18 protein-coding genes are annotated in these 17967 nt (G+C 67.4%); 8 read left to right on the top strand and 10 right to left on the bottom strand.

The features are described from left to right. Nucleotide 1: 1 nt before the first annotated feature. Nucleotides 2-538 carry a CvpA family protein gene (locus FM111_RS02875; RefSeq protein ID WP_087139227.1) on the bottom strand — a complete coding sequence of 179 codons (537 nt, stop codon included), beginning with the start codon at nt 536-538 and terminating at the stop codon, nt 2-4. Nucleotides 539-571: 33 nt separating this feature from the next. Next, nucleotides 572-1945, bottom strand: a complete 1374-nt coding sequence (radA, locus tag FM111_RS02870; protein WP_087139226.1) for a DNA repair protein RadA — start codon at nt 1943-1945, stop codon at nt 572-574. 161 nt (nt 1946-2106) lie between these two features. On the opposite strand from radA, the gene FM111_RS02865 reads away from it, so the two are divergent. Beyond that, nucleotides 2107-2724, top strand: a complete 618-nt coding sequence (locus FM111_RS02865; protein WP_087139225.1) for a Yip1 family protein — start codon at nt 2107-2109, stop codon at nt 2722-2724. A gap of 43 nt (nt 2725-2767) precedes the next feature. On the opposite strand, the gene alr is transcribed toward FM111_RS02865, so the two are convergent. The 8 genes from alr to rpsF form a co-directional block, all read right to left on the bottom strand. Then, nucleotides 2768-3817, bottom strand: coding sequence for an alanine racemase (alr, locus tag FM111_RS02860; RefSeq protein WP_087139276.1), 1050 nt, complete (start codon nt 3815-3817; stop codon nt 2768-2770). A gap of 181 nt (nt 3818-3998) precedes the next feature. Continuing rightward, nucleotides 3999-5501, bottom strand: coding sequence for a replicative DNA helicase (locus tag FM111_RS02855; protein WP_087139224.1), 1503 nt, complete (start codon nt 5499-5501; stop codon nt 3999-4001). Nucleotides 5502-5620: 119 nt separating this feature from the next. Then, on the bottom strand, nt 5621-6022 hold the full coding sequence (locus FM111_RS02850; protein ID WP_087139223.1) for a hypothetical protein: 402 nt from the start codon (nt 6020-6022) through the stop codon (nt 5621-5623). Nucleotides 6023-6083: 61 nt separating this feature from the next. Next, on the bottom strand, nt 6084-6458 hold the full coding sequence (locus tag FM111_RS02845) for a hypothetical protein (RefSeq protein WP_087139222.1): 375 nt from the start codon (nt 6456-6458) through the stop codon (nt 6084-6086). Between the two features lie 184 nt (nt 6459-6642). Continuing rightward, nucleotides 6643-9051, bottom strand: a complete 2409-nt coding sequence (locus FM111_RS02840; RefSeq protein WP_087139221.1) for a TonB-dependent receptor plug domain-containing protein — start codon at nt 9049-9051, stop codon at nt 6643-6645. A gap of 402 nt (nt 9052-9453) precedes the next feature. Next, on the bottom strand, nt 9454-10038 hold the full coding sequence (gene rplI / locus FM111_RS02835; protein WP_087139220.1) for a 50S ribosomal protein L9: 585 nt from the start codon (nt 10036-10038) through the stop codon (nt 9454-9456). 1 nt (nt 10039) lies between these two features. Further along, complete coding sequence (gene rpsR, locus FM111_RS02830) at nt 10040-10315, bottom strand: 30S ribosomal protein S18 (RefSeq protein WP_003167100.1); 276 nt, start codon at nt 10313-10315, stop codon at nt 10040-10042. Between the two features lie 11 nt (nt 10316-10326). Next, entirely contained in the window at nt 10327-10704 is a 378-nt protein-coding gene (gene rpsF / locus FM111_RS02825) for a 30S ribosomal protein S6 (protein WP_087139219.1), read from the bottom strand. 244 nt (nt 10705-10948) lie between these two features. On the opposite strand from rpsF, the gene FM111_RS02820 reads away from it, so the two are divergent. From FM111_RS02820 to fabF, 7 genes are all read left to right on the top strand, one after another. Then, nucleotides 10949-12232, top strand: a complete 1284-nt coding sequence (locus FM111_RS02820) for an Nramp family divalent metal transporter (RefSeq protein ID WP_179205003.1) — start codon at nt 10949-10951, stop codon at nt 12230-12232. Between the two features lie 102 nt (nt 12233-12334). Continuing rightward, nucleotides 12335-13777, top strand: a complete 1443-nt coding sequence (locus tag FM111_RS02815; RefSeq protein ID WP_179205002.1) for a purple acid phosphatase family protein — start codon at nt 12335-12337, stop codon at nt 13775-13777. Between the two features lie 76 nt (nt 13778-13853). Beyond that, a complete protein-coding gene (locus FM111_RS02810; RefSeq protein ID WP_087139218.1) occupies nt 13854-14222 on the top strand; it encodes a hypothetical protein in 369 nt (122 codons plus the stop codon). Between the two features lie 218 nt (nt 14223-14440). Next, nucleotides 14441-15385: an ACP S-malonyltransferase gene (gene fabD / locus FM111_RS02805; RefSeq protein WP_087139217.1), complete on the top strand. Its 945-nt coding sequence runs from the start codon at nt 14441-14443 to the stop codon at nt 15383-15385. A gap of 17 nt (nt 15386-15402) precedes the next feature. Then, nucleotides 15403-16143: a 3-oxoacyl-[acyl-carrier-protein] reductase gene (fabG, locus tag FM111_RS02800; RefSeq protein ID WP_087139216.1), complete on the top strand. Its 741-nt coding sequence runs from the start codon at nt 15403-15405 to the stop codon at nt 16141-16143. A 185-nt stretch (nt 16144-16328) separates the two neighbouring features. Continuing rightward, complete coding sequence (locus FM111_RS02795; protein ID WP_003165440.1) at nt 16329-16568, top strand: acyl carrier protein; 240 nt, start codon at nt 16329-16331, stop codon at nt 16566-16568. A gap of 118 nt (nt 16569-16686) precedes the next feature. Beyond that, complete coding sequence (gene fabF / locus FM111_RS02790) at nt 16687-17967, top strand: beta-ketoacyl-ACP synthase II (RefSeq protein WP_087139215.1); 1281 nt, start codon at nt 16687-16689, stop codon at nt 17965-17967.

Genomic DNA, 17967 nt, shown 5'->3' with positions numbered 1-17967 from the left:
CTCATTGGTCGGAAAACCCTTCGCGAACGGAAGAACCGACGACGGGAGTCAGGGCGTCGGCGCCCTTGCCCAGGGTCGGCAGCACGATCTGGATGGCGCGGGCGGCGCCTTCGCTGACGGGCGCCGTCGCGGCTTCGGACAGCCAGCGCGGCGGGTTGTCCTGCATGGCGCCCATGATGACCAGGTGCACCGCGCCGATCAGGCCCAGGGCGCGAACCAGGCCGACAGCAAGGCCCAGCGTCTGGTCCAGCACGCCCAGCGCATGGCCGCGCGCGCCCTGCGAAATGGCCGAACCGAGGAAGCGCAGGCCGAAGTAGAGGATGACGAAGACCAGCCCCACGGCCAGCACCGACCCGGCCCAGTCCGGATCGACCAGGCCGCGCCCGATCGGCGCCGTCCACGGCAGGGTGATGAGCGCCAGCAGCGCCGCCAGAAGAAAACTGAGCAGGGCCGTGATCTCGCGCATGCCGCCCCGGAACCATCCGGCGGCGCCCGAGGCCAGCAGGGCCAGGATCACGAAGACGTCGTAGCCGGTCACGCGCTCTGCGGCCTCAAGGGATGGGAACGCGCCTTAGTAGCGGTTCTGGGAGATTCGCTCGACCGCGTCGGTCAGGCGGGTGACGACGGTCAGAGCGACATCGCCCTTCTTCACCTTGCCATTGGCTTGTGGCGGCGCGAGGGCGCGCTCGAAGCCCAGCTTCTTCGCCTCGCGCAGGCGGGCCTCGGCGCGGCCGACGGCACGGACCTCGCCAGACAGGCCGATCTCGCCAAAGACGACGCAGCCCTGGGGCAGGGGCATGTCCAGCGCCGATGAGATCAGGGCGGCGGCGGCGGCCAGGTCGGCGGCGGGTTCGTTGATCCTCATGCCGCCCGCGACGTTCAGATAGACGTCCTTGTCTCCGAACCCCAGACCGCAGCGCGCCTCCAGCACCGCCAGCAGCATGGCGAGACGACCCGAGTCCCAGCCGACGACCGCCCGTCTTGGCGTGCCATATGCAGAGGGTGCAACAAGAGCCTGAATTTCCACCAGAACCGGGCGCGATCCCTCGATCCCGGCGAAGACGGCGGCGCCGGGCGCCCGGTCCTTTCCTTCGCCCAGGAACAAGGCCGAGGGGTTGGGCACTTCGCGCAGGCCGGCGTCGCCCATCTCGAACACGCCGATCTCGTCGGTGGCGCCGAAACGGTTCTTGCCCGCGCGCAGGATGCGGAAGGGATAGCCGCGCTCGCCTTCGAAGCTGAGAACGGCGTCGACCATGTGTTCGACTACGCGCGGCCCGGCGATCTGGCCGTCCTTGGTGACGTGGCCAACCAGGACGATGGCCGGGCCGCCGTTCTTGGCCAGCCGCACCAGTTCGGCGGCGCAGGCGCGCACCTGGGTGATGGAGCCCGGCCCGGCGTCGTGCGCGTCGCTCCACAGCGTCTGGATGGAGTCGATGATGACGATGTCGAACGGATCGCGCTTCAGCGTCGTCAGGATGTCGCGCAGCGCGGTGGCGGAGGCCAGCGACACATCGGCGTCGGCCACGCCCATGCGTTTGGCGCGGGCGCGGATCTGCTCGATCGCCTCTTCGCCCGAGATATAGGCGACCTTGGCGCCGTTGCGGGCGGCCTTGGCCGTGACCTCCAACAGCAGGGTCGACTTGCCGACGCCGGGGTCGCCGCCCAGCAGGATGGCCGATCCCGGCACCACGCCGCCGCCGCAGACGCGGTCGAACTCGGTCACGCCGGTGACGATACGCGGCGGCTCGGGCGTGTCGGACTGCAACGTCTCGAACTGCACCCCGCGGCCGCGCGCGGTCGAGGCGGGCTTCATGGCGCCCGGCGGGGCCGCCTTGGATTCCTCAACCAGGGCGTTCCACTCGCCGCAGGCCGAGCACTGCCCGGCCCATTTGGAATGAACCGCCCCGCAGGATTTGCAGACGAAGAGAAGAGAGTCGCGCGCCATGCGTCAGACCTAGCAGATCAGGCGGGCGAGGGCAGGCGGCTTGGAACGCCCTGCGTCCGAAACTGTCATAGGGAGACTGCGGGGTTGCGTCGGCATCCACACAGCCGTCATTCTGACATGATAAGGCCGTGATCCGACTCAACCGCCCAGAAGGCTAACGAATGACCCTTGAAAATCCCCCCGCCGTCGACCCCTCGCTCGTCTCGCGGGCCAAATACATCCTGACACGGCCCAAGTTCGAATGGCCGGTGATCGACGCCGAAAGCGCCAGCATCAAGGGGCTGTTCACCAGCTACGCCGTCATCCTGGCGGCCATTCCGGCGGTGGCGACCATCGTGGGCCAGATCGCCTTTGGTCATCGCGGCCTAGTCGGCCCGCTGCTGGGCGGTGCGCTCAGCTATGTGCTGAGCCTGGTCAGCGTCTATGTGCTGGGCCTGATCATCGACGCCCTAGCCCCGACCTTCGGCGGGACCAAGAACCCGGTGAAGGCGATGCAGGTCGCCGTCTATTCCATGACTGCCGCCTGGGTGGCGGGCGTGCTGAACGTCCTGCCGATGTTGGCCTGGCTGGCGGGCCTGCTGGGCTTGTACGGCTTCTACCTGATGTATCTGGGCCTGCCGACGTTGATGAAGACCGCCGCCGACAAGGCGCTGGGCTACACCATCGTCGTGGTGGTCGCGGCCATCATCCTGAACGCCATCGTCTTCGCCATCGTCGGCGCGGTGATCGCCAGCTTCGTCATCGTGGGCGCAGGCGCGACGGCGTTCGCCCTGAGCTAAGCCTGAAGAAGGGCTGGGGCCTTGCGCCTCAGCCCTTTGCTATTCAGCCCTGATAGACGCGCGGCACGCGCGGCGTGATCGAGGTCAGCAACTCATAGCTGATGGTGCCCGCCGCCGCCGCCGCGTCGTCGATCAGGCGATTGGCGCCGAAGATCTCGACCGGATCGCCCGCCTTGACGTCCAGGCCGGTCACATCGACCGCCAGCACGTCCATCGACACCCGGCCGATGATCGGCCGCATCTCGCCTGCGATGAAGACCTGCCCCTTGGGGCTGTAGCTGCGCAGAACGCCGTCGGCGTAGCCCGCGCCGCAGGTCGCCACGCGCATCGGCCGCTCCGCCTTATACCCTTGCGAATAGCCGACGGTTTCGCCCGCGGGCACGTCGCGCACCTGCACCGCCTGGGCGATCAGGCTGGCGACGGGAGCGATCTTGTCATGGGGACGGCCTTCCGGCCCGCCGCCGTAGAGGCAAATGCCCGGCCGCACCACGTCGAAGGCGAAGTCCGGCCCCAGGAAGCAGCCGCCTGAATTGGCGAAGGAGCGCGTCACGCCCGGATAGCGCTGGGCCGCCGCCGCATAGGCGTCGCGCTGGGCGCGGTTCAGCGGGTTCGACGGCTCGTCGGCGCAGGCCAGGTGGGTCATCACCAGTTCGAGGCCTGCGAAGGGTTCCGGCGCGTCCTCGACGCGGAAGCCCAGCCGGTTCATGCCGGTGTCGATCTGAAGCCCGCAGGCGCCGCCGCCCGCCGCCTGCCAGGTCTGAAGCTGGGTCGGGTGATTGATGACGGGCCGCAGGTTGGACGCCTTGAGCATGGCGGCCCCGTCTCCGTGGCAGCCGTCCAGAATATAGATGACCGGCTCAGGCCCGATCGCCTCGCGCAGGCGCACGCCCTCGGCCGCGCGGGCGACGAAGAAGGTGCGCGCGCCCTCGGCCATCAGACGCTGGGTCACGGCGGCGGCGCCCAAGCCATAGCCGTCGGCCTTCACGACCGGATTGACCGGCGAGCCGCTGACGGCGCCCAGGGTGTGATAATTGCGAGCGAGCGCGTCCAGATCGACGTTGAGGACGGCGGGAGCGAAGGCGGGGGAGGTCATGGCGACGGTTATAATCCGCAGTTCAGGCGGCGCCAGTCTTTGCGCGACCATCGGCCCCTTCCATCGCCGTCATGCTCGGACTTGATCCGAGCATCCAGCAAGCGCAGCGCGGGGATGCGGCAGGCGTCGGCGCGGCTGGATCGTCGGGTCAAGCCCGACGATGACGGCAGAGAAGGAGCGCCTACTCTGGAATATCCGCATAGGCGCTGCCGTAGCGGCCGTCGTTCGCCAGATTGCCGAAGCGGGTGGTGTTGGAATCGAACGCCAGCTTGACGATGCCGATGGGGCCGTGACGCTGCTTGCCGATGACCACTTCGGCCTGATGCTGCAGGCGGTCCATGTCTTCCTGCCACTTCAGGTGTTCTTCGGTGCCTTCGCGCGGCTCGGCCCGGCCCAGGTAGTAGCTTTCGCGATAGACGAACATGACGCAGTCGGCGTCCTGCTCGATCGAGCCGGATTCACGCAGGTCGGACAACTGGGGCCGCTTGTCCTCGCGCTGCTCGACCTGACGCGACAGCTGCGACAGGGCGATGATGGGGACGTTCAGCTCCTTGGCCAGGGCCTTCAGGCCGCCGGTGATTTCGGACACTTCCTGCACCCGGTTCTTCTGGCTGTTGTCGCCGGTCGTCACTAGCTGGAGGTAGTCGACCACGATCAGGTCCAGGCCGTTCTCCATCCGCTTCAGGCGTCGCGCGCGCGCCGCCAGCTTGGAGATGGACAGGCCGCCGGTGGCGTCGATGTAGAGGGGGCTTTCGCCGATCTCGATGGCCGCGTCGCGGATCTTGCCGAAGTCCGAGGCGTCGATCTCGCCCTTACGCAGCTTGTCCGAAGACACGCCCGACGCGTCGGCCAGGATACGCATGGCCAGCTGTTCGGCGCTCATTTCCAACGAGTAGAAGGCGACGACGCCGCCGTCGACGGTTTTGCGCCCGCCTTCCGGCGTCGGCTCCCAGCGATAGTTGCGCGCGACGTTGAAGGCGATGTTGGTGGCCAGCGCCGTCTTACCCATCGACGGACGGCCCGCGAGGATCAGAAGGTCAGAGGGGTGCAGGCCGCCCAGCTTCTGGTCCAGATCGTCCAGACGGGTGGCCAGACCGGCCAGCTTGCCCTCGCGCTGATAGGCCTCGCCCGCCATCTCGACCGCGCCGGACAGGGCGTGGGAGAAGCTGACGAAGCCCGACGACGGCTTGCCCGTCTCGGCCAGCGAATAGAGCGTCTGCTCGGCCTGTTCGATCTGTTCGTCGGCGGGCGTCTCGGGATTGGGCGCCTCCTTGATGATCTCGCCGCCGATGCGGATCAGGTCGCGGCGCAGGGCCAGGTCATAGACGACGCGCGCATAGTCGGGGGCGTTGGCCGCGGGCGGCGCCCGATCCACCAAGTCTGCGAGATAGCGCAGGCCGCCGAACTCCTGGAACGCCGGGTCCTGCTTGAACCGCTCCATCAGGATGGTCGGCTCGGCCAGCAGGCCCTGACGGATGTGGTCCTCGATGGCGTCGAACAGGCGCTGGTGGAAAGGCTCGTAGAAATGGCTGCCGCGCAGACGGTCCGACAGGCGCTCGAACACGGCGTTGTCGAACATCAGCGAGCCCAGAAGGGCCTGCTCCGCCTCCAGGTTGTGGGGCATGGACGACACCTGCACGGCGTCGTTGGCGGAATCATAGGGCATCGGGGCGAAGGCGTTCATCGACATCATCAATACGCATAGGCGCGCCCTACGTCAGACGCGGGCGGGGTCGTGGTCGTGGACAGTCGCCGACGCCTGTGGACGGGCCGGAAAACCGCTGTCGGATCAGTAGGAGGTCGTCAGGCGCGGCAGGGGTAGCGCTCGGCCATCCAGTCGCGCACGGCCTGGGTCACGGTGATGCGGCGACGCGACTCCGGCATGGTCTCGAAGCGCGCGACCAGGGCCTCGGGCGTGATGCCGGTGCCTGAGGCGGGGATGCAGTGCGCGGGCGTGCGGCCCGCCGAGACGGCCGAGGCCTGCTCGGCCTTGACCGTGCTGACGGCGCCGGTGACGACGCGGATCAGGCGGCGGGTGTCCGGGCGCATCATGGCCACGGCGCGGTTGCGCGGGATGTCTTTGCCGATCGTCAGAAACTGCTGAACGGTCATGTCGGACGACTGGGCCAGGGCCAGAGGCGCGGAGGCGAGCAGCGTCAGGGCGCCTAACGACGCGGCGAATAGGATGTGAACGGAACGCGACATGGGGGCTAGATGCGCTCGCCTGCGCCGCTTCGCAAGTTATCGGCGCCTGATCAGGCTTTGATCAGGCGGGGCAGGGGTAGTCCTCAGCCATCCATTCGCGGACGGCCTGATTGACGCTGATGTTGCGCCGCTGGGCCGGGATGGCGTTGAAGCGATTCAGGATCTGCTCTGCCGACAGGTTGATCTTGCCATCGGGAATGCAGGTGGCGGAACGCCGTCCTGCGGTCTTGGCGGCGGCCTGATCGTCGCGCACCGCTTTGAATGCTCCGCTTATCTCATTCATCAGTCGCCGCGTGTCCGAGCGCAGCAGCGCTGTGGGGTTGCGAGGGATACGGTTGGCGGAGGTCAGGAACTCCTGCACCGTCATGGCGGCGGCTGCGCCGGGCAGGGCGGACAGCGCCAGAGCGGCGACGGCGGCGAACGTGGCGGTTTTCATGGGCTATCCCTCCCTTGAGACGGTGAAGCCTAGCGCACGGTTCGCGACCGAACCATGACCGACGAACGGTGTCGCGCATTAAGTTTTCGTCAGACGCGGCGACTCCCCGCGGGCCGCCGCGTCTGACGAGGGAGGCGCGCTCAAAGGACAGGGAGGAAGCCCCGGTGCGCGCGCTCCAAACCGATCACCACTTCACGTTCAACCGGGCGTAGCCGTAGCGGCCGTTGAACCCGAACGGCGAGTAGTAGGGGAAGCCCAGCACGCCGTTGTTGTTCAGGTTGGCGGGCACGAAGTCCGGGTATTCGTCGAAGACGTTGTCCACGCCGATCGCCAGGCCGACCCGGTCGGTGATCTGGAAGCGGCCTTCCAGGTCGATGGTGGTCTTGTCGCCGGTCGAATAGTCGTTGGCGGACGTCGAGCCGGGTTGCAGCACGCTGGCGTAGTAGGTCGCCCGCGCCGTCGCGCCCCAGCGGCCCTGGCTCCAGTCGGCCGAGGCGGCGACCTTGGTGTCCGGCGTGCCCTCCTCGATGGTCAGGATGCGTTGGCGCGCGAACAGGGTCGGGACCGGGTTCAGCACCGAGGAGGAGGTCGGGATCTTGGTCACGCTGACGTCGTTGACGTTGGCGGCGACGGTGAAGTCCCAGTCGCCCGCCGTCTCGGTCCGCAGGCGGTAGCGGCCGACGATGTCGACGCCTTCGGTCTCGGTCGACACTCCGTTGAGGAAGAAGCGCGCAGCCTGGACGCCCAGCGGGTCCAGCAGGCCGGCGACCTGGGGCGAGAAGCTGCGGTTGATCAGTTCCGACAGGACGATCTGGTTCTCGATCTCGATGCGATAGGCGTCGATCGTCAGGTCGAAATTCCCCAGACGGATCACGGCGCCGAGCGTGTAATTGGTCGAGGTCTCCGCCTTCAGCGGGCGGGCGCCCAGCACCGAGGCGACCTCGCTGGTGGCGGGGAAGGTGCCGGTTTCGACGAAGCCGCCGTTCTGCACGACCGAGGAGGTCGAGGTGAAGAAGCTCTGCTGCAGCGACGGGGCGCGGAAGCCGGTGGACACCGAGCCGCGCAGGGCGAAGTTCGGGGTGAAGTCGTAGCGGGCGGCGAACTTGCCCGTCTGAGCGTCGCCGAAGTCGGAATAGTCCTCGACGCGCAGCGCGCCTTCGACCGTCAGCTTCTCGGTCAGCGGGATTTCGACGTCGGCGTAGAGGGCGACGGCGTCGCGGTCCTCATCGACCGCGTTCGAAGGCTGGAAGCCAGGGAAGCCCTGGGCGCCGCCGGCCAGGGCCGTGTTAGATCCCAGCGGGCCGCGGTTCCATGATTCCGGCTGACCGGCGTCGATCTTGTAGTTCTCCTTGCGGGCCTCCAGGCCCCAGGCGAAGTTCAGCGGACCGCCGTCCAGGCCGATCTCGAACTGGCGGGTGAAGTCGGCGCCGAAGACCAGTTGGTCATAGGTCAGGCCGCCGGAATCGAAGCTGGTCAGGGAGTTTGCGCCGTAGGTGGCGTTCAGCGAATCCTCGGTGCGGAATTCCAGGGCGTTGCGGCCGTAGACCAGGCTGAAGTCCGCGTCCCATCCGGCCAACGTCCCGCGCACGCCGCCGGCTGCCGAAACGTCCTGGGAGTTGATGGCGATCTTGGGCAGGAAGCCGTTGGGATAGATGGACGTCACATTGTTGGGGTTGTTCGACAGGCGCGGGAAGGCGGCGGAAGAACTGTCGCGCTCCTGATAGCCAGCCCAGCCGTAGGCCTCCCAGTCGGCGTTCAGCGGCTTGCCGGCACTGGCGAAGACGCTCCACTGCTCGACCTTGGGATCGCCGAAGCGGGCGGTGATCGCGCCGTTGGCGGCGGGACGCGGGTCGTAGTCCGAACGGTTGGTCGGGTCGCGGTCGGAATATTCCGCCGACAGGGTCAGGAAGCCGTCCGAGCCCAGGCCGAAGCCCTGCCAGGCCGAGACGGTGACGGCGCGGCCGTCCTGCTCGTCCCGCTTGCCGCGCGCGGTCTCCACATTGGTGAAGTACTGGCCGTAGGTGACGCTGGCGCCGCCGCCCTCGCGGGCTTCCTTGAGGCGCAGGTTGACCACCCCGGCGATGGCGTCCGAGCCGTATTGCGCCGAAGCGCCGTCACGCAGCACCTCGACCCGGTCCAGGGCGCCGCTGGGGATGGCGTTCAGATCGACGGCGGCCGAGCCGCGCCCGACCGTGCCGTTGACGTTGACCAGGGCCGAGGCGTGACGGCGCGTGCCGTTGACCAGCACCAGGGTCTGGTCCGGCGACAGGCCGCGCAGGGTGGCGGGACGGATCGAGTCCGTGCCGTCGTTGGCCGAGGGCCGCTGGAAGGTCAGTGACGGCACCGTCTGGGCCAGGGCGGCGGCGAATTCGGTCGTGCCGCGGTTCTGGAGGGTTTCGGCCGTCACCACGTCGACAGGGGCCAGGGTGTCCAGGCGCGAGCGGGCCGGAGCGCGGGTGCCCGTCACCACGATGTCGTCGACTGAGGTGGCGTCGTCAGGAACGGTTTGGGCCGAGACGGCGCCGGCGATCAGCAGGGCGGCGCCGGATACGGCGGCCAGAAGGGCGGGGCGGCGGGGGAATCGGGAGGTCATCTCGAGAGGTCGTCTTTTCTGATTGGACGCGCGTCAGGGTTCGCCGTCGCGGGAGGGCGAACGCCGGCTGCGTCTGGAAACGGAAGTCTGGTAGCGGATGGAAACCACGGACCGGCGGCGGACCGGTCGGGGAAGGTGGTTTCAGGGTCGCTGGCACGGACATCGCGCCGGTCGGATCACCGGGCGATGCAGTTGAGCGTAAAGGCCGGGGCGCATCGTCATCTCCTGCCCGTCAAGGGCGACGAGCCATGGCGATATTGCGGTGCGAAAGCGGCGACGCCTATCGAGATTATGTGAGGAGGTTGTGAGAAAAACTAAAGATTGAGCGGATGTTGGGCAGGCAAGAAAAAGGGGCGATTCCTTGCGGAAGCGCCCCTCGATCATCTCGCCGAAGCGACAGGATCAGGCTTCGTCGCCGAAGCCTTCCTGTTGGCCGGCGCCGCCTTCCAGCAGCTCCTGAGCGGCCTGGTCGGCGGCGTTACGCTCGTCATCGAACTGAGCGCGGATCACGTCCTCGCCCTTCGCTTGACGCTCGGCTTCGTCGGCCGAACGAGCGATGTTGATCTTGACGGTGGCCGAGACCTCGGGGTGCAGGCGAACCAGCACTTCGTGGACGCCCAGCGTCTTGATCGCCGTGTTCAGCACGACCTGCGAACGCTCGATCTTGCCGCCTTCGGCGCGAACGGCCTCAGCAACGTCGCGACCGGCGACCGAGCCGTACAGCTGGCCGGTTTCACCAGCCTGACGGATCATGATGTAGCTCTGACCGTCGATCTTGTCGGCGATCTTCTGCGACTCAGCCTTGTTCTTCTCGTTGCGGGCCTCAATGGCGACGCGCTCGATTTCGAAGGCCTTCAGGTTGGCTTCCGTGGCCCGACGCGCCTTGTCGCGCGGCAGGAGGAAGTTACGGGCGAAGCCGTCCTTGACGGTGACGACGTCGCCGATGGCGCCGAGGTTCTCGACGCGTTCCAGCAGAACGACCTTCATCTTACTTCACCACGTACGGCAGGAGGGCCAGGTAGCGGGCGCGCTTGATGGCCTTGGCCAGTTCGCGTTGCTTCTTGGCGGAAACGGCGGTGATGCGCGAGGGCACGATCTTGCCGCGTTCGGAGACGTAACGCTGCAGCAGCTTCACGTCCTTGTAGTCGATCTTCGGCGCGTTGGCGCCCGAGAACGGGCAGACCTTGCGGCGACGATAGAAGGGGCGACGGGCCGGGCCGGAGCCGGCCGGAGCGCCCGGGATGGGGGCAGTCGTATCGGTCATGATCCGGTTCCTTATTCCGAAGCCGCGGCGTCGTCGGTGCGCGGGCCGCTGCGGTCACGTTCGCGTTCGCGGCGAGCCAGCAGGGGCGACAGCTCCAGGTCGAGTTCCTCGACGCGGATGGTCAGCCAGCGCAGCACGTCTTCGTTGATCGACAGCTGACGCTCGACTTCGGCCATGGCGGCCGGCGGGCAATCAACGGCCATCAGCGAATAGTGAGCCTTGCGGTTCTTCTTGACCCGGTAGGTCAGGTTGCGCAGACCCCAGTACTCGATCTTGGCGACGGAGCCGCCGCCTTCTTCGATCAGAGCCTTGATGGTGTCGTTCAGCGCTTCGGCCTGTTGCGCCGAGATATCCTGGCGCGTCATGACCGTGTGCTCATAAAGAGCCATGCGGTATTCTCCCTTGGCGGACATCGGCGCAGGCGAACCGGGTAGTTCGTCCACGATGGCTCCTGACACGGCGGACGGGAGTTTCCCGACCCTTTGACGTTCCGCAGCAGGACCGAAGCCCTGGAAAGGGCGCGCCTATACGGGAAAAACCCCGTCAGGGCAAGGCGCGGCGGCCTTTGCGCCGGCGATTGGCAGCGGCGGCGAAGCGCGGCACGGTGCGGCTCACGTAACCGGAGCCTTCAGGATGACGCAAACGCCGACGCCGAGGAACCGCTGGTCGTTGATCGGGCCGGGAATCGTGGTGGCCGCGACCGGGGTAGGCGCGGGCGACCTGGTGGCCACCCTGATCGCCGGATCGCGCTTCGGCTACGCCCTGCTGTGGGCCGCCGTCATCGGAACCGTGCTGAAGATCGCCCTGGCCGAGGCCGTGGGCCGGTGGACCCTGTCCAGCGAGCGGACGATGTTCGAGGGCTGGTCCAGCCTGGGGCGGTCGCGTCTGGGCGGCGGCTGGCTGGAGGGGCGGTTGAACTGGGCCGGGCTATACTTCGGCGTCTATGTGGTGGTGTGGGGCTTCGTCTACGGGGCGGCGGCCATGACCTCGACGGCTCTGCCGTTGGCGGCGCTGTTCCCCGTGCTGGACCTGAAAGCCTGGGGGATGCTGAGCGGCGTTGCGGGCCTGATCTTTGTCTGGTTCGGCGGCTACGGCCTGTTCGAGAAGGTGATGACGGCCTGCGTCGGGGTGATGTTCGTCACTGTCGTGGGCCTGGCCGTGATCGTCACGCCCAATCTGCCGGAATTGCTGACCGGCCTGTGGCCGAGCCTGCCGGAAGGGTCGGCCTTCTATACCCTGGGACTGATCGGCGGGGTGGGGGGCACCATCACCATGGCGGCCTATGGCTATTGGCTGAACGCCAAGGGCTGGAAGGGGCCGGGCTGGATGGCGGTCATGCGGCTGGACAACCGGGTGGCCTATCTCGTCACCGGCGTCTTCGTCGTCGCCATGCTGATCGTGGGGGCCGAGCTGCTCTATAGCGCGGGCATCGCCTTGCAGGGCGGTGACCGGGGCCTGCTGGATCTGGACCAGGTGCTGCGCGAGCGGTTCGGGCGGCCGATCTCCATCCTGTTCCTGGTCGGCTTCTGGGCCACCAGCTTCTCCAGCCTGCTGGGCGTGTGGCAGGGCGTCAGCCTGATGTTCGCGGACTTCACCGCCCATGTGCGCGGCCGCTCGGACGATCCGAAGGCGCGCGGCGACAAGAGCCGGGCGTTCCGCGTCTACGCCCTGTGGCTGACCTTCCCGCCGATGCTGCTGCTGTTCATGGATCGGCCGTTCGGGCTGATTGTCGCATATGGGGTGCTGGGCAGCCTGTTCATGCCCTTCCTGGCCGGGACGTTGTTGTGGCTGCTGAACAGCTCGCGGACCCCGCAGGAATGGCGCAGCGGCTGGATTTCCAACCTGTTGCTGGGAGCGGCGGCCCTGCTGTTCGCCGTGCTGGCGGGCAAGGAGCTGCTGGGCCTGATCCCATCGTAGGCGGCCTATTCCTCGCAGGAGTTTCACAAAAGCCCCGGCGAACCGTCGCATTGGGCCGTTAGGCCTCGCCCTCGACCAAGTGAGGTTCGGGGAAACATCATCATGAATCTGTCCGTCGCTGCTCAGGCCGCCGCCTTGGCCGCCGCCGCCCTGCTGGCCGCCGCGCCCTCGATGGCTCAGGTCGTCGCGCCGCCGGACCCCGATCCGCTGCCGCCGCCGCTGCACGCGCCGAACGGCCGCTGGGCGGCCAAGGGCTGGGCCGACCGCATCGTGTTGAGCCCCGCCGCCGACGCCGCGCGCGGCGCCGCCGTGGCCTGGCGCACCGACACGCGCCAGACCGCCGCCGCGGCCCAGATCGCCGAGGAGATCGACGGCCCTCTGCTGGGCTTCGCCGCCCGCACCGTGGCCGGGACCACGGCGCCGATCGAGAACGAGAACGGCCGCGCCCTCTATCATCAGGCGCGCTTTGACGGGCTTAAGCCGGACACGCGCTATGTCTATCGCGTGCGCGCGGCCGACGGCTGGAGCGAGTGGCTGCCGTTCCGCACGGCGAAGGCCGAGTTCGCGCCGTTCCGCTTCATCTACCTAGGCGACACGCAGAACGACATTCTGGAGATCGGCTCGCGCGTGATCCGCTCGGCCTTCAAAGAGGCGGGACCGGCGGCTCTGGTCGTCCACGCAGGCGATTTGGTGGCCCAACGCGAGGTCAAGGTTCACGACGACGAATGGGGCGAATGGACCGAGGCCGGCGGCCGCGCCTTCGCCATGACGCCGCAACTGCCCGCCAGCGGCAACCATGAATACGTCGACCATGTGCTGCCAAACGGCGAGGAATCGCGTGTTCTCGGCCCGCATTGGCCGCTGCAGTTCGCCCTGCCGGACAACGGCGCCGAGGGGGCGAAGGCGACCAGCTACTATGTCGACTATCAGGGCGTGCGCTTCATCGTGCTGGACGGCACGGCGGCCATCGATCTGGGCGCCGGGGAAAGCCAGACGCGCTGGCTGGATCGTGTGCTGGCCGAAAGCCCGGCGCGCTGGAACGTCGCCCTGTTCCACCAGCCGATCTACACCTGCGCCCGGCCCGAGGATACCGAGGAACTGAAGGCCGCCTGGAAGCCGATCTTCGACGCCCGCAACATCGATCTGGTGCTGCAGGGGCATGACCATTGTTATGGCCGCGTCTCCAACCCCGCCGGGGCCGAGGCCTCGCGCGCCGACAGCGCGGCGGGCCGTCCGCAGGGGCCGGTCTATGTCGTCTCCGTCACCGGCTCCAAGATGTACGGGCTGAACGACCGGGCGGACACGCAGCCGGTGCGTGCGGCTGAGAACACCGAACTGTATCAGCTGATCGACGTCGAGGCCGACCGCCTGTCGTTCCGCGCTTTCACGGCGACGGGCGGGCTGTATGACGCCTTCACGCTGGTGCGGCAGGTCGATGGGACGAAGCGGCTGATCGAGACCGAGGACACCCTGCTGGCCCTGCGCCGTTGCGACGGCGCGGCCGGGCCGGACGACCGCCCCTGCACGGCGGAGATCAAGGACTGAGGGGAACTTCGACGCGAACAGCGGCATTGGCTTGATCAACGGCGACGCTCGTCGCCTTAACGCTCAAGGGGGATTTATGCGTATCACCACCCTGGCCTGCATGGCCGCCTTCGTCGCTCTGGCCGCTTGCGGCAACCCGGCCAAAAGTCAGAACGATCAAGGTCGCTCTCCTAGCGGAGCCTACAAGGTCACGATGATGGACGGGACGGCAGTCGACGTCGATCTGAAGGCCGACGGCTCCTTCACCATGTCGGAACCCGGCGGTCCGGTGGCGCGTGAAGGAACCTGGCGTCGCGCCGACGGGCAGTTCTGCCTGAATGATACGGCGCGCCCGCGCGAGGTCTGCATGGATGAAGCGCCTGTGGGCGACAATGGCGGCTTCGACCTCAGCGGACGAGGCAAGGTGGTGATGCAGTTCCGTCCCATGCCGGCCGCGAGCAGTTGATCGAGACAGCGGGTCTAGCGCCGCAGGGCTTGCACCTGGATCCAGTGAGAGAGCCGGCCTGAGCCATGTCTTGTCGGCCTCAGCACCTTGCAGTCAAAGCACTGGGTCCCGGCGTCCGTCGGGATGAGCGGGGGTAAAGCGGCGGCGTCCTTCTTGCCGTAGGGGAGGGATTCGCCTACCCCTCGCGGCTTGATTCAACGGATGACGGACGATCCCGGATGAGCCTCGCGCTTCTCTTTCCCGGTCAGGGCAGCCAGTCGGTGGGCATGGGCGTCGCCCTGTCGGACGCCTTCGCCAGCGCGCGCGAGGTCTTTGCCGAGGTGGACGACGCCCTGAACCAGAAGCTGTTCGAGCTGATGCGCGAAGGGCCGGAAGATCAGCTGACCCTGACCGAGAACGCCCAGCCGGCCCTGATGGCCGTGTCGGTCGCCACGGCGCGGGTGCTGAAGGTCGAGTTCGGCGTCGACGTGGCGCGCGCCGCCTTCGTCGCCGGTCACTCCCTGGGCGAATATTCGGCTCTGGCCGCGGCGGGCGCGATCAGCCTGTCGGACACCGCGCGCCTGCTGAAGCTGCGCGGTCAGGCCATGCAGCGCGCCGTGCCGGTGGGCAAGGGCGCGATGGCTTCGCTGATCGGCCCCAAGACCGACCTGGCGCTGGCTGAAGAAGCGGCCAAGGCCGGTTCGGCGGCGGGCGTCTGCGTCGTCGCCAACGACAACAACAAGGGCAACGTCGTCATCTCGGGCGACAAGGCTGCCGTGGATCTGGCCATCGAAAAGGCCAAGGAACTGGGCGCGCGCGCCATTCCGCTGAACGTCTCGGCGCCCTTCCACTGCCCGCTGATGCAGCCCGCCGCCGACGAGATGGCGGCCGCTCTGGCCGATGCGAAGATTGTCGCGCCCGCCGTTTCGGTGGTCGCCAACGTCACCGCTCGCCCGGAAACCGACGCTGAGGTCATCCGCCGCCTGCTGGTCGAGCAGGTGACGGGCCGCGTGCGCTGGCGCGAGAGCATGGAGTGGATGGCGTCTGAAGGCGGCGTGACCCGCTTCGTCGAGGTCGGCTCGGGCAAGGTGCTGACCGGCATGGCCAAGCGCATCGCCCCCGATGCCGAGGCTCTGGCGCTGAACACGGCCGAAGAGCTGGAAGCCTTCGCCAAGTCGCTCTGAACAGATAGGAAGAAACCATGTTCAACCTTACCGGCAAGACCGCCCTCGTGACCGGCGCCACCGGCGGCATCGGCGGGGCCATCGCTCGCGCCCTGTACGCGCAAGGGGCGACCGTCGTCCTGTCCGGCACGCGTGAAGCCGTGCTGGCCGATCTGGCCAAAGAACTGGGCGAGCGCGCTCACTTCGCCACGGCGAACCTGTCGGACCCGGAATCGGTCGACAATCTGGTCAACGCGGCCGAGACGACGGCGGGCGCTCCGCTGGACATCCTGGTCGCCAACGCGGGCATCACCAAGGACGGCCTGCTGATGCGGATGAAGGACGAGGACTTCCAGTCGGTCATCCAGATCAACCTGGAGTCCTATTTCCGCCTGACCCGCGCAGCGGTGAAGGGGATGATGAAGCGCCGTTCGGGCCGCATCATCGGCATCACCTCGGTGGTCGGCGTCACGGGCAACCCCGGTCAGACCAACTATTCCGCCTCCAAGGCCGGGATGATCGGCTTCTCCAAGTCGCTGGCCCAGGAAGTCGGTTCGCGCGGGATCACGGTCAACTGCATCGCGCCGGGCTTCATCGCCTCGCCGATGACCGACGTGCTGAACGACCAGCAGCGCGACGCCATTCTGTCGAAGATTCCGGCCGGACGCCTGGGCGCAGGCGACGAAATCGCCTCGGCCGCCGTCTATCTGTCGTCGGATGAAGCGGCCTACGTCACCGGCCAGACCCTGCACGTCAACGGCGGCATGGCGATGATCTGAACCCGTTGCGCGGCGTCATCACGACGCGCAACAGACTATTTCCACGCCGTCACCCTGTGCTAAAGGGCACGAACGTCTTTCGGGGGTGAGTCTCATTGAGGCTTGCGCCCGACAGGCAGCCGTGACACGGCGAAACAACCCAAGACCCGCCTTCACGGCGATTTCAAACAGGCAGAGAGACACTCATGTCCGACACCCTCGAACGCGTCCGCAAGATCGTGATCGACCACCTGGACGCCGATCCGGACAAGGTCACCGAGAAGGCTTCCTTCATCGACGACCTGGGCGCCGACTCGCTCGACAACGTCGAACTGGTCATGGCCTTCGAAGAAGAATTCGACGTCGAAATCCCGGATGACGCCGCCGAGCACATCCAGACCGTCGGCGACGCGGTGAAGTTCATCGACGAGAAGCTGGCCGCCTGATCCGGCTGCGATTCGTCGCACTTACCAGCTGATGGCCGCCGTGACGGACCCCTAGCGGGACCGTCCGGCGGCCATTAGTGTTTCTGGCTACGATTCTGACCAAGAAGGAGCGCGAACCATGCGCCGCGTCGTCATCACGGGCCTGGGCCTGGTCACTCCGCTGGGCTCGGGCGTCGAGCACGTCTGGAAAGGCATTCTGGACGGTCGTTCGGGCATCCGTCCCATCACCGCTTTCGACACCGAAGGCTACGGCTGCACCATCGCGGGCGAAGTCCCCAGCGTCGACGGACGCGGCGGCGGCGAAGTCGGTCAGCCGGGCGTCTTCGACCCCGATCAGGTGATGTCGGCCAAGGACCGCAAGCGTGTCGACGACTTCATCCTGTACGCCATCGCAGCGGCGGACGAGGCGCTGGCCGACGCGAACTGGAAGCCGGAATCGGAAGACGACAAGGAAGCGACCGGCGTCATGGTCGGTTCGGGCATCGGCGGCCTGGGCCCCATCGCCGACACGGCCATCATCCTGAAGGAACAAGGGCCGCGCCGGGTCAGCCCCTTCTTCATCCCCTCGGCCCTGATCAACCTGGCGTCCGGCCAGATTTCGATCCGCCACGGCCTGAAGGGCCCGAACCACTCGGTCGTCACGGCCTGCGCCACGGGCGCCCACGCCATCGGCGACGCGGCCCGGATGATCGCCCTGGGCGACGCCGACGTCATGGTGGCGGGCGGCGCTGAAAGCTCGGTCGTGCCGATCGGCATCGCGGGTTTCCTGGCCTGCAAGGCCCTTTGCACCGCCTATAACGACACGCCGGAGAAGGCCTCGCGTCCCTATGATCGCGGCCATGCGGGCTTCGTCATGGGCGAGGGCGCGGGCGTCATGGTTCTGGAAGAATACGAACACGCCAAGGCGCGCGGCGCCAAGATCTACGCCGAGGTCGTCGGCTACGGCATGAGCGGCGACGCCTATCACATCACCGCCCCGTCGGAAGACGGCGACGGCGGTCTGAGGGCCATGAAGGCGGCGCTGAAGCGCGCCGGGATGCAGCCCTCCGACCTCGACTACGTCAACACCCACGGCACCTCGACCATGGCCGACTGGATCGAGCTGAAGGCGGTTGAGCGTCTGGTCGGCGATCACGCCAAGGATCTCGCCGTGTCGTCCACCAAGTCGATGACGGGCCACCTGCTGGGCGCCGCCGGGGCGATCGAGAGCATCTTCTCGGTGCTGGCCATCCGCGACCAGATGGCGCCGCCGACCATCAATCTGGACGACCCGGAGATGGAGACGCCGATCGACCTGGTTCCGCACAAGGGCAAGGCCAAGAAGATTGATGTCGCCATGTCCAACAGCTTCGGTTTCGGCGGCACCAATGCGGCCGTGATCTTCAAGAAGGTCGACTGA

Source organism: Brevundimonas diminuta 3F5N (assembly GCF_900163625.1).
Lineage (GTDB): Bacteria > Pseudomonadota > Alphaproteobacteria > Caulobacterales > Caulobacteraceae > Brevundimonas > Brevundimonas diminuta_A.
Note: the sequence above shows the minus strand (reverse complement) of the source record. Positions and strands in the feature narration are given on the sequence as shown.

Bases quoted from the DNA above. Each gene is read 5' to 3' on its own strand.
- FM111_RS02865 (WP_087139225.1), top strand. From the start codon at position 2,107: ATGACCCTTGAAAATCCCCCCGCCGTCGACCCCTCGCTCGTCTCGCGG.
- FM111_RS02855 (WP_087139224.1), bottom strand. From the start codon at position 5,501: ATGAACGCCTTCGCCCCGATGCCCTATGATTCCGCCAACGACGCCGTG.
- rpsF (WP_087139219.1), bottom strand. From the start codon at position 10,704: ATGGCTCTTTATGAGCACACGGTCATGACGCGCCAGGATATCTCGGCG.
- alr (WP_087139276.1), bottom strand. From the start codon at position 3,817: ATGACCTCCCCCGCCTTCGCTCCCGCCGTCCTCAACGTCGATCTGGAC.
- fabG (WP_087139216.1), top strand. From the start codon at position 15,403: ATGTTCAACCTTACCGGCAAGACCGCCCTCGTGACCGGCGCCACCGGC.
- fabD (WP_087139217.1), top strand. From the start codon at position 14,441: ATGAGCCTCGCGCTTCTCTTTCCCGGTCAGGGCAGCCAGTCGGTGGGC.
- rpsR (WP_003167100.1), bottom strand. From the start codon at position 10,315: ATGACCGATACGACTGCCCCCATCCCGGGCGCTCCGGCCGGCTCCGGC.
- fabF (WP_087139215.1), top strand. From the start codon at position 16,687: ATGCGCCGCGTCGTCATCACGGGCCTGGGCCTGGTCACTCCGCTGGGC.
- FM111_RS02815 (WP_179205002.1), top strand. From the start codon at position 12,335: ATGAATCTGTCCGTCGCTGCTCAGGCCGCCGCCTTGGCCGCCGCCGCC.
- FM111_RS02795 (WP_003165440.1), top strand. From the start codon at position 16,329: ATGTCCGACACCCTCGAACGCGTCCGCAAGATCGTGATCGACCACCTG.
- rplI (WP_087139220.1), bottom strand. From the start codon at position 10,038: ATGAAGGTCGTTCTGCTGGAACGCGTCGAGAACCTCGGCGCCATCGGC.
- FM111_RS02840 (WP_087139221.1), bottom strand. From the start codon at position 9,051: ATGACCTCCCGATTCCCCCGCCGCCCCGCCCTTCTGGCCGCCGTATCC.
- FM111_RS02845 (WP_087139222.1), bottom strand. From the start codon at position 6,458: ATGAAAACCGCCACGTTCGCCGCCGTCGCCGCTCTGGCGCTGTCCGCC.
- FM111_RS02820 (WP_179205003.1), top strand. From the start codon at position 10,949: ATGACGCAAACGCCGACGCCGAGGAACCGCTGGTCGTTGATCGGGCCG.
- radA (WP_087139226.1), bottom strand. From the start codon at position 1,945: ATGGCGCGCGACTCTCTTCTCTTCGTCTGCAAATCCTGCGGGGCGGTT.
- FM111_RS02810 (WP_087139218.1), top strand. From the start codon at position 13,854: ATGCGTATCACCACCCTGGCCTGCATGGCCGCCTTCGTCGCTCTGGCC.
- FM111_RS02850 (WP_087139223.1), bottom strand. From the start codon at position 6,022: ATGTCGCGTTCCGTTCACATCCTATTCGCCGCGTCGTTAGGCGCCCTG.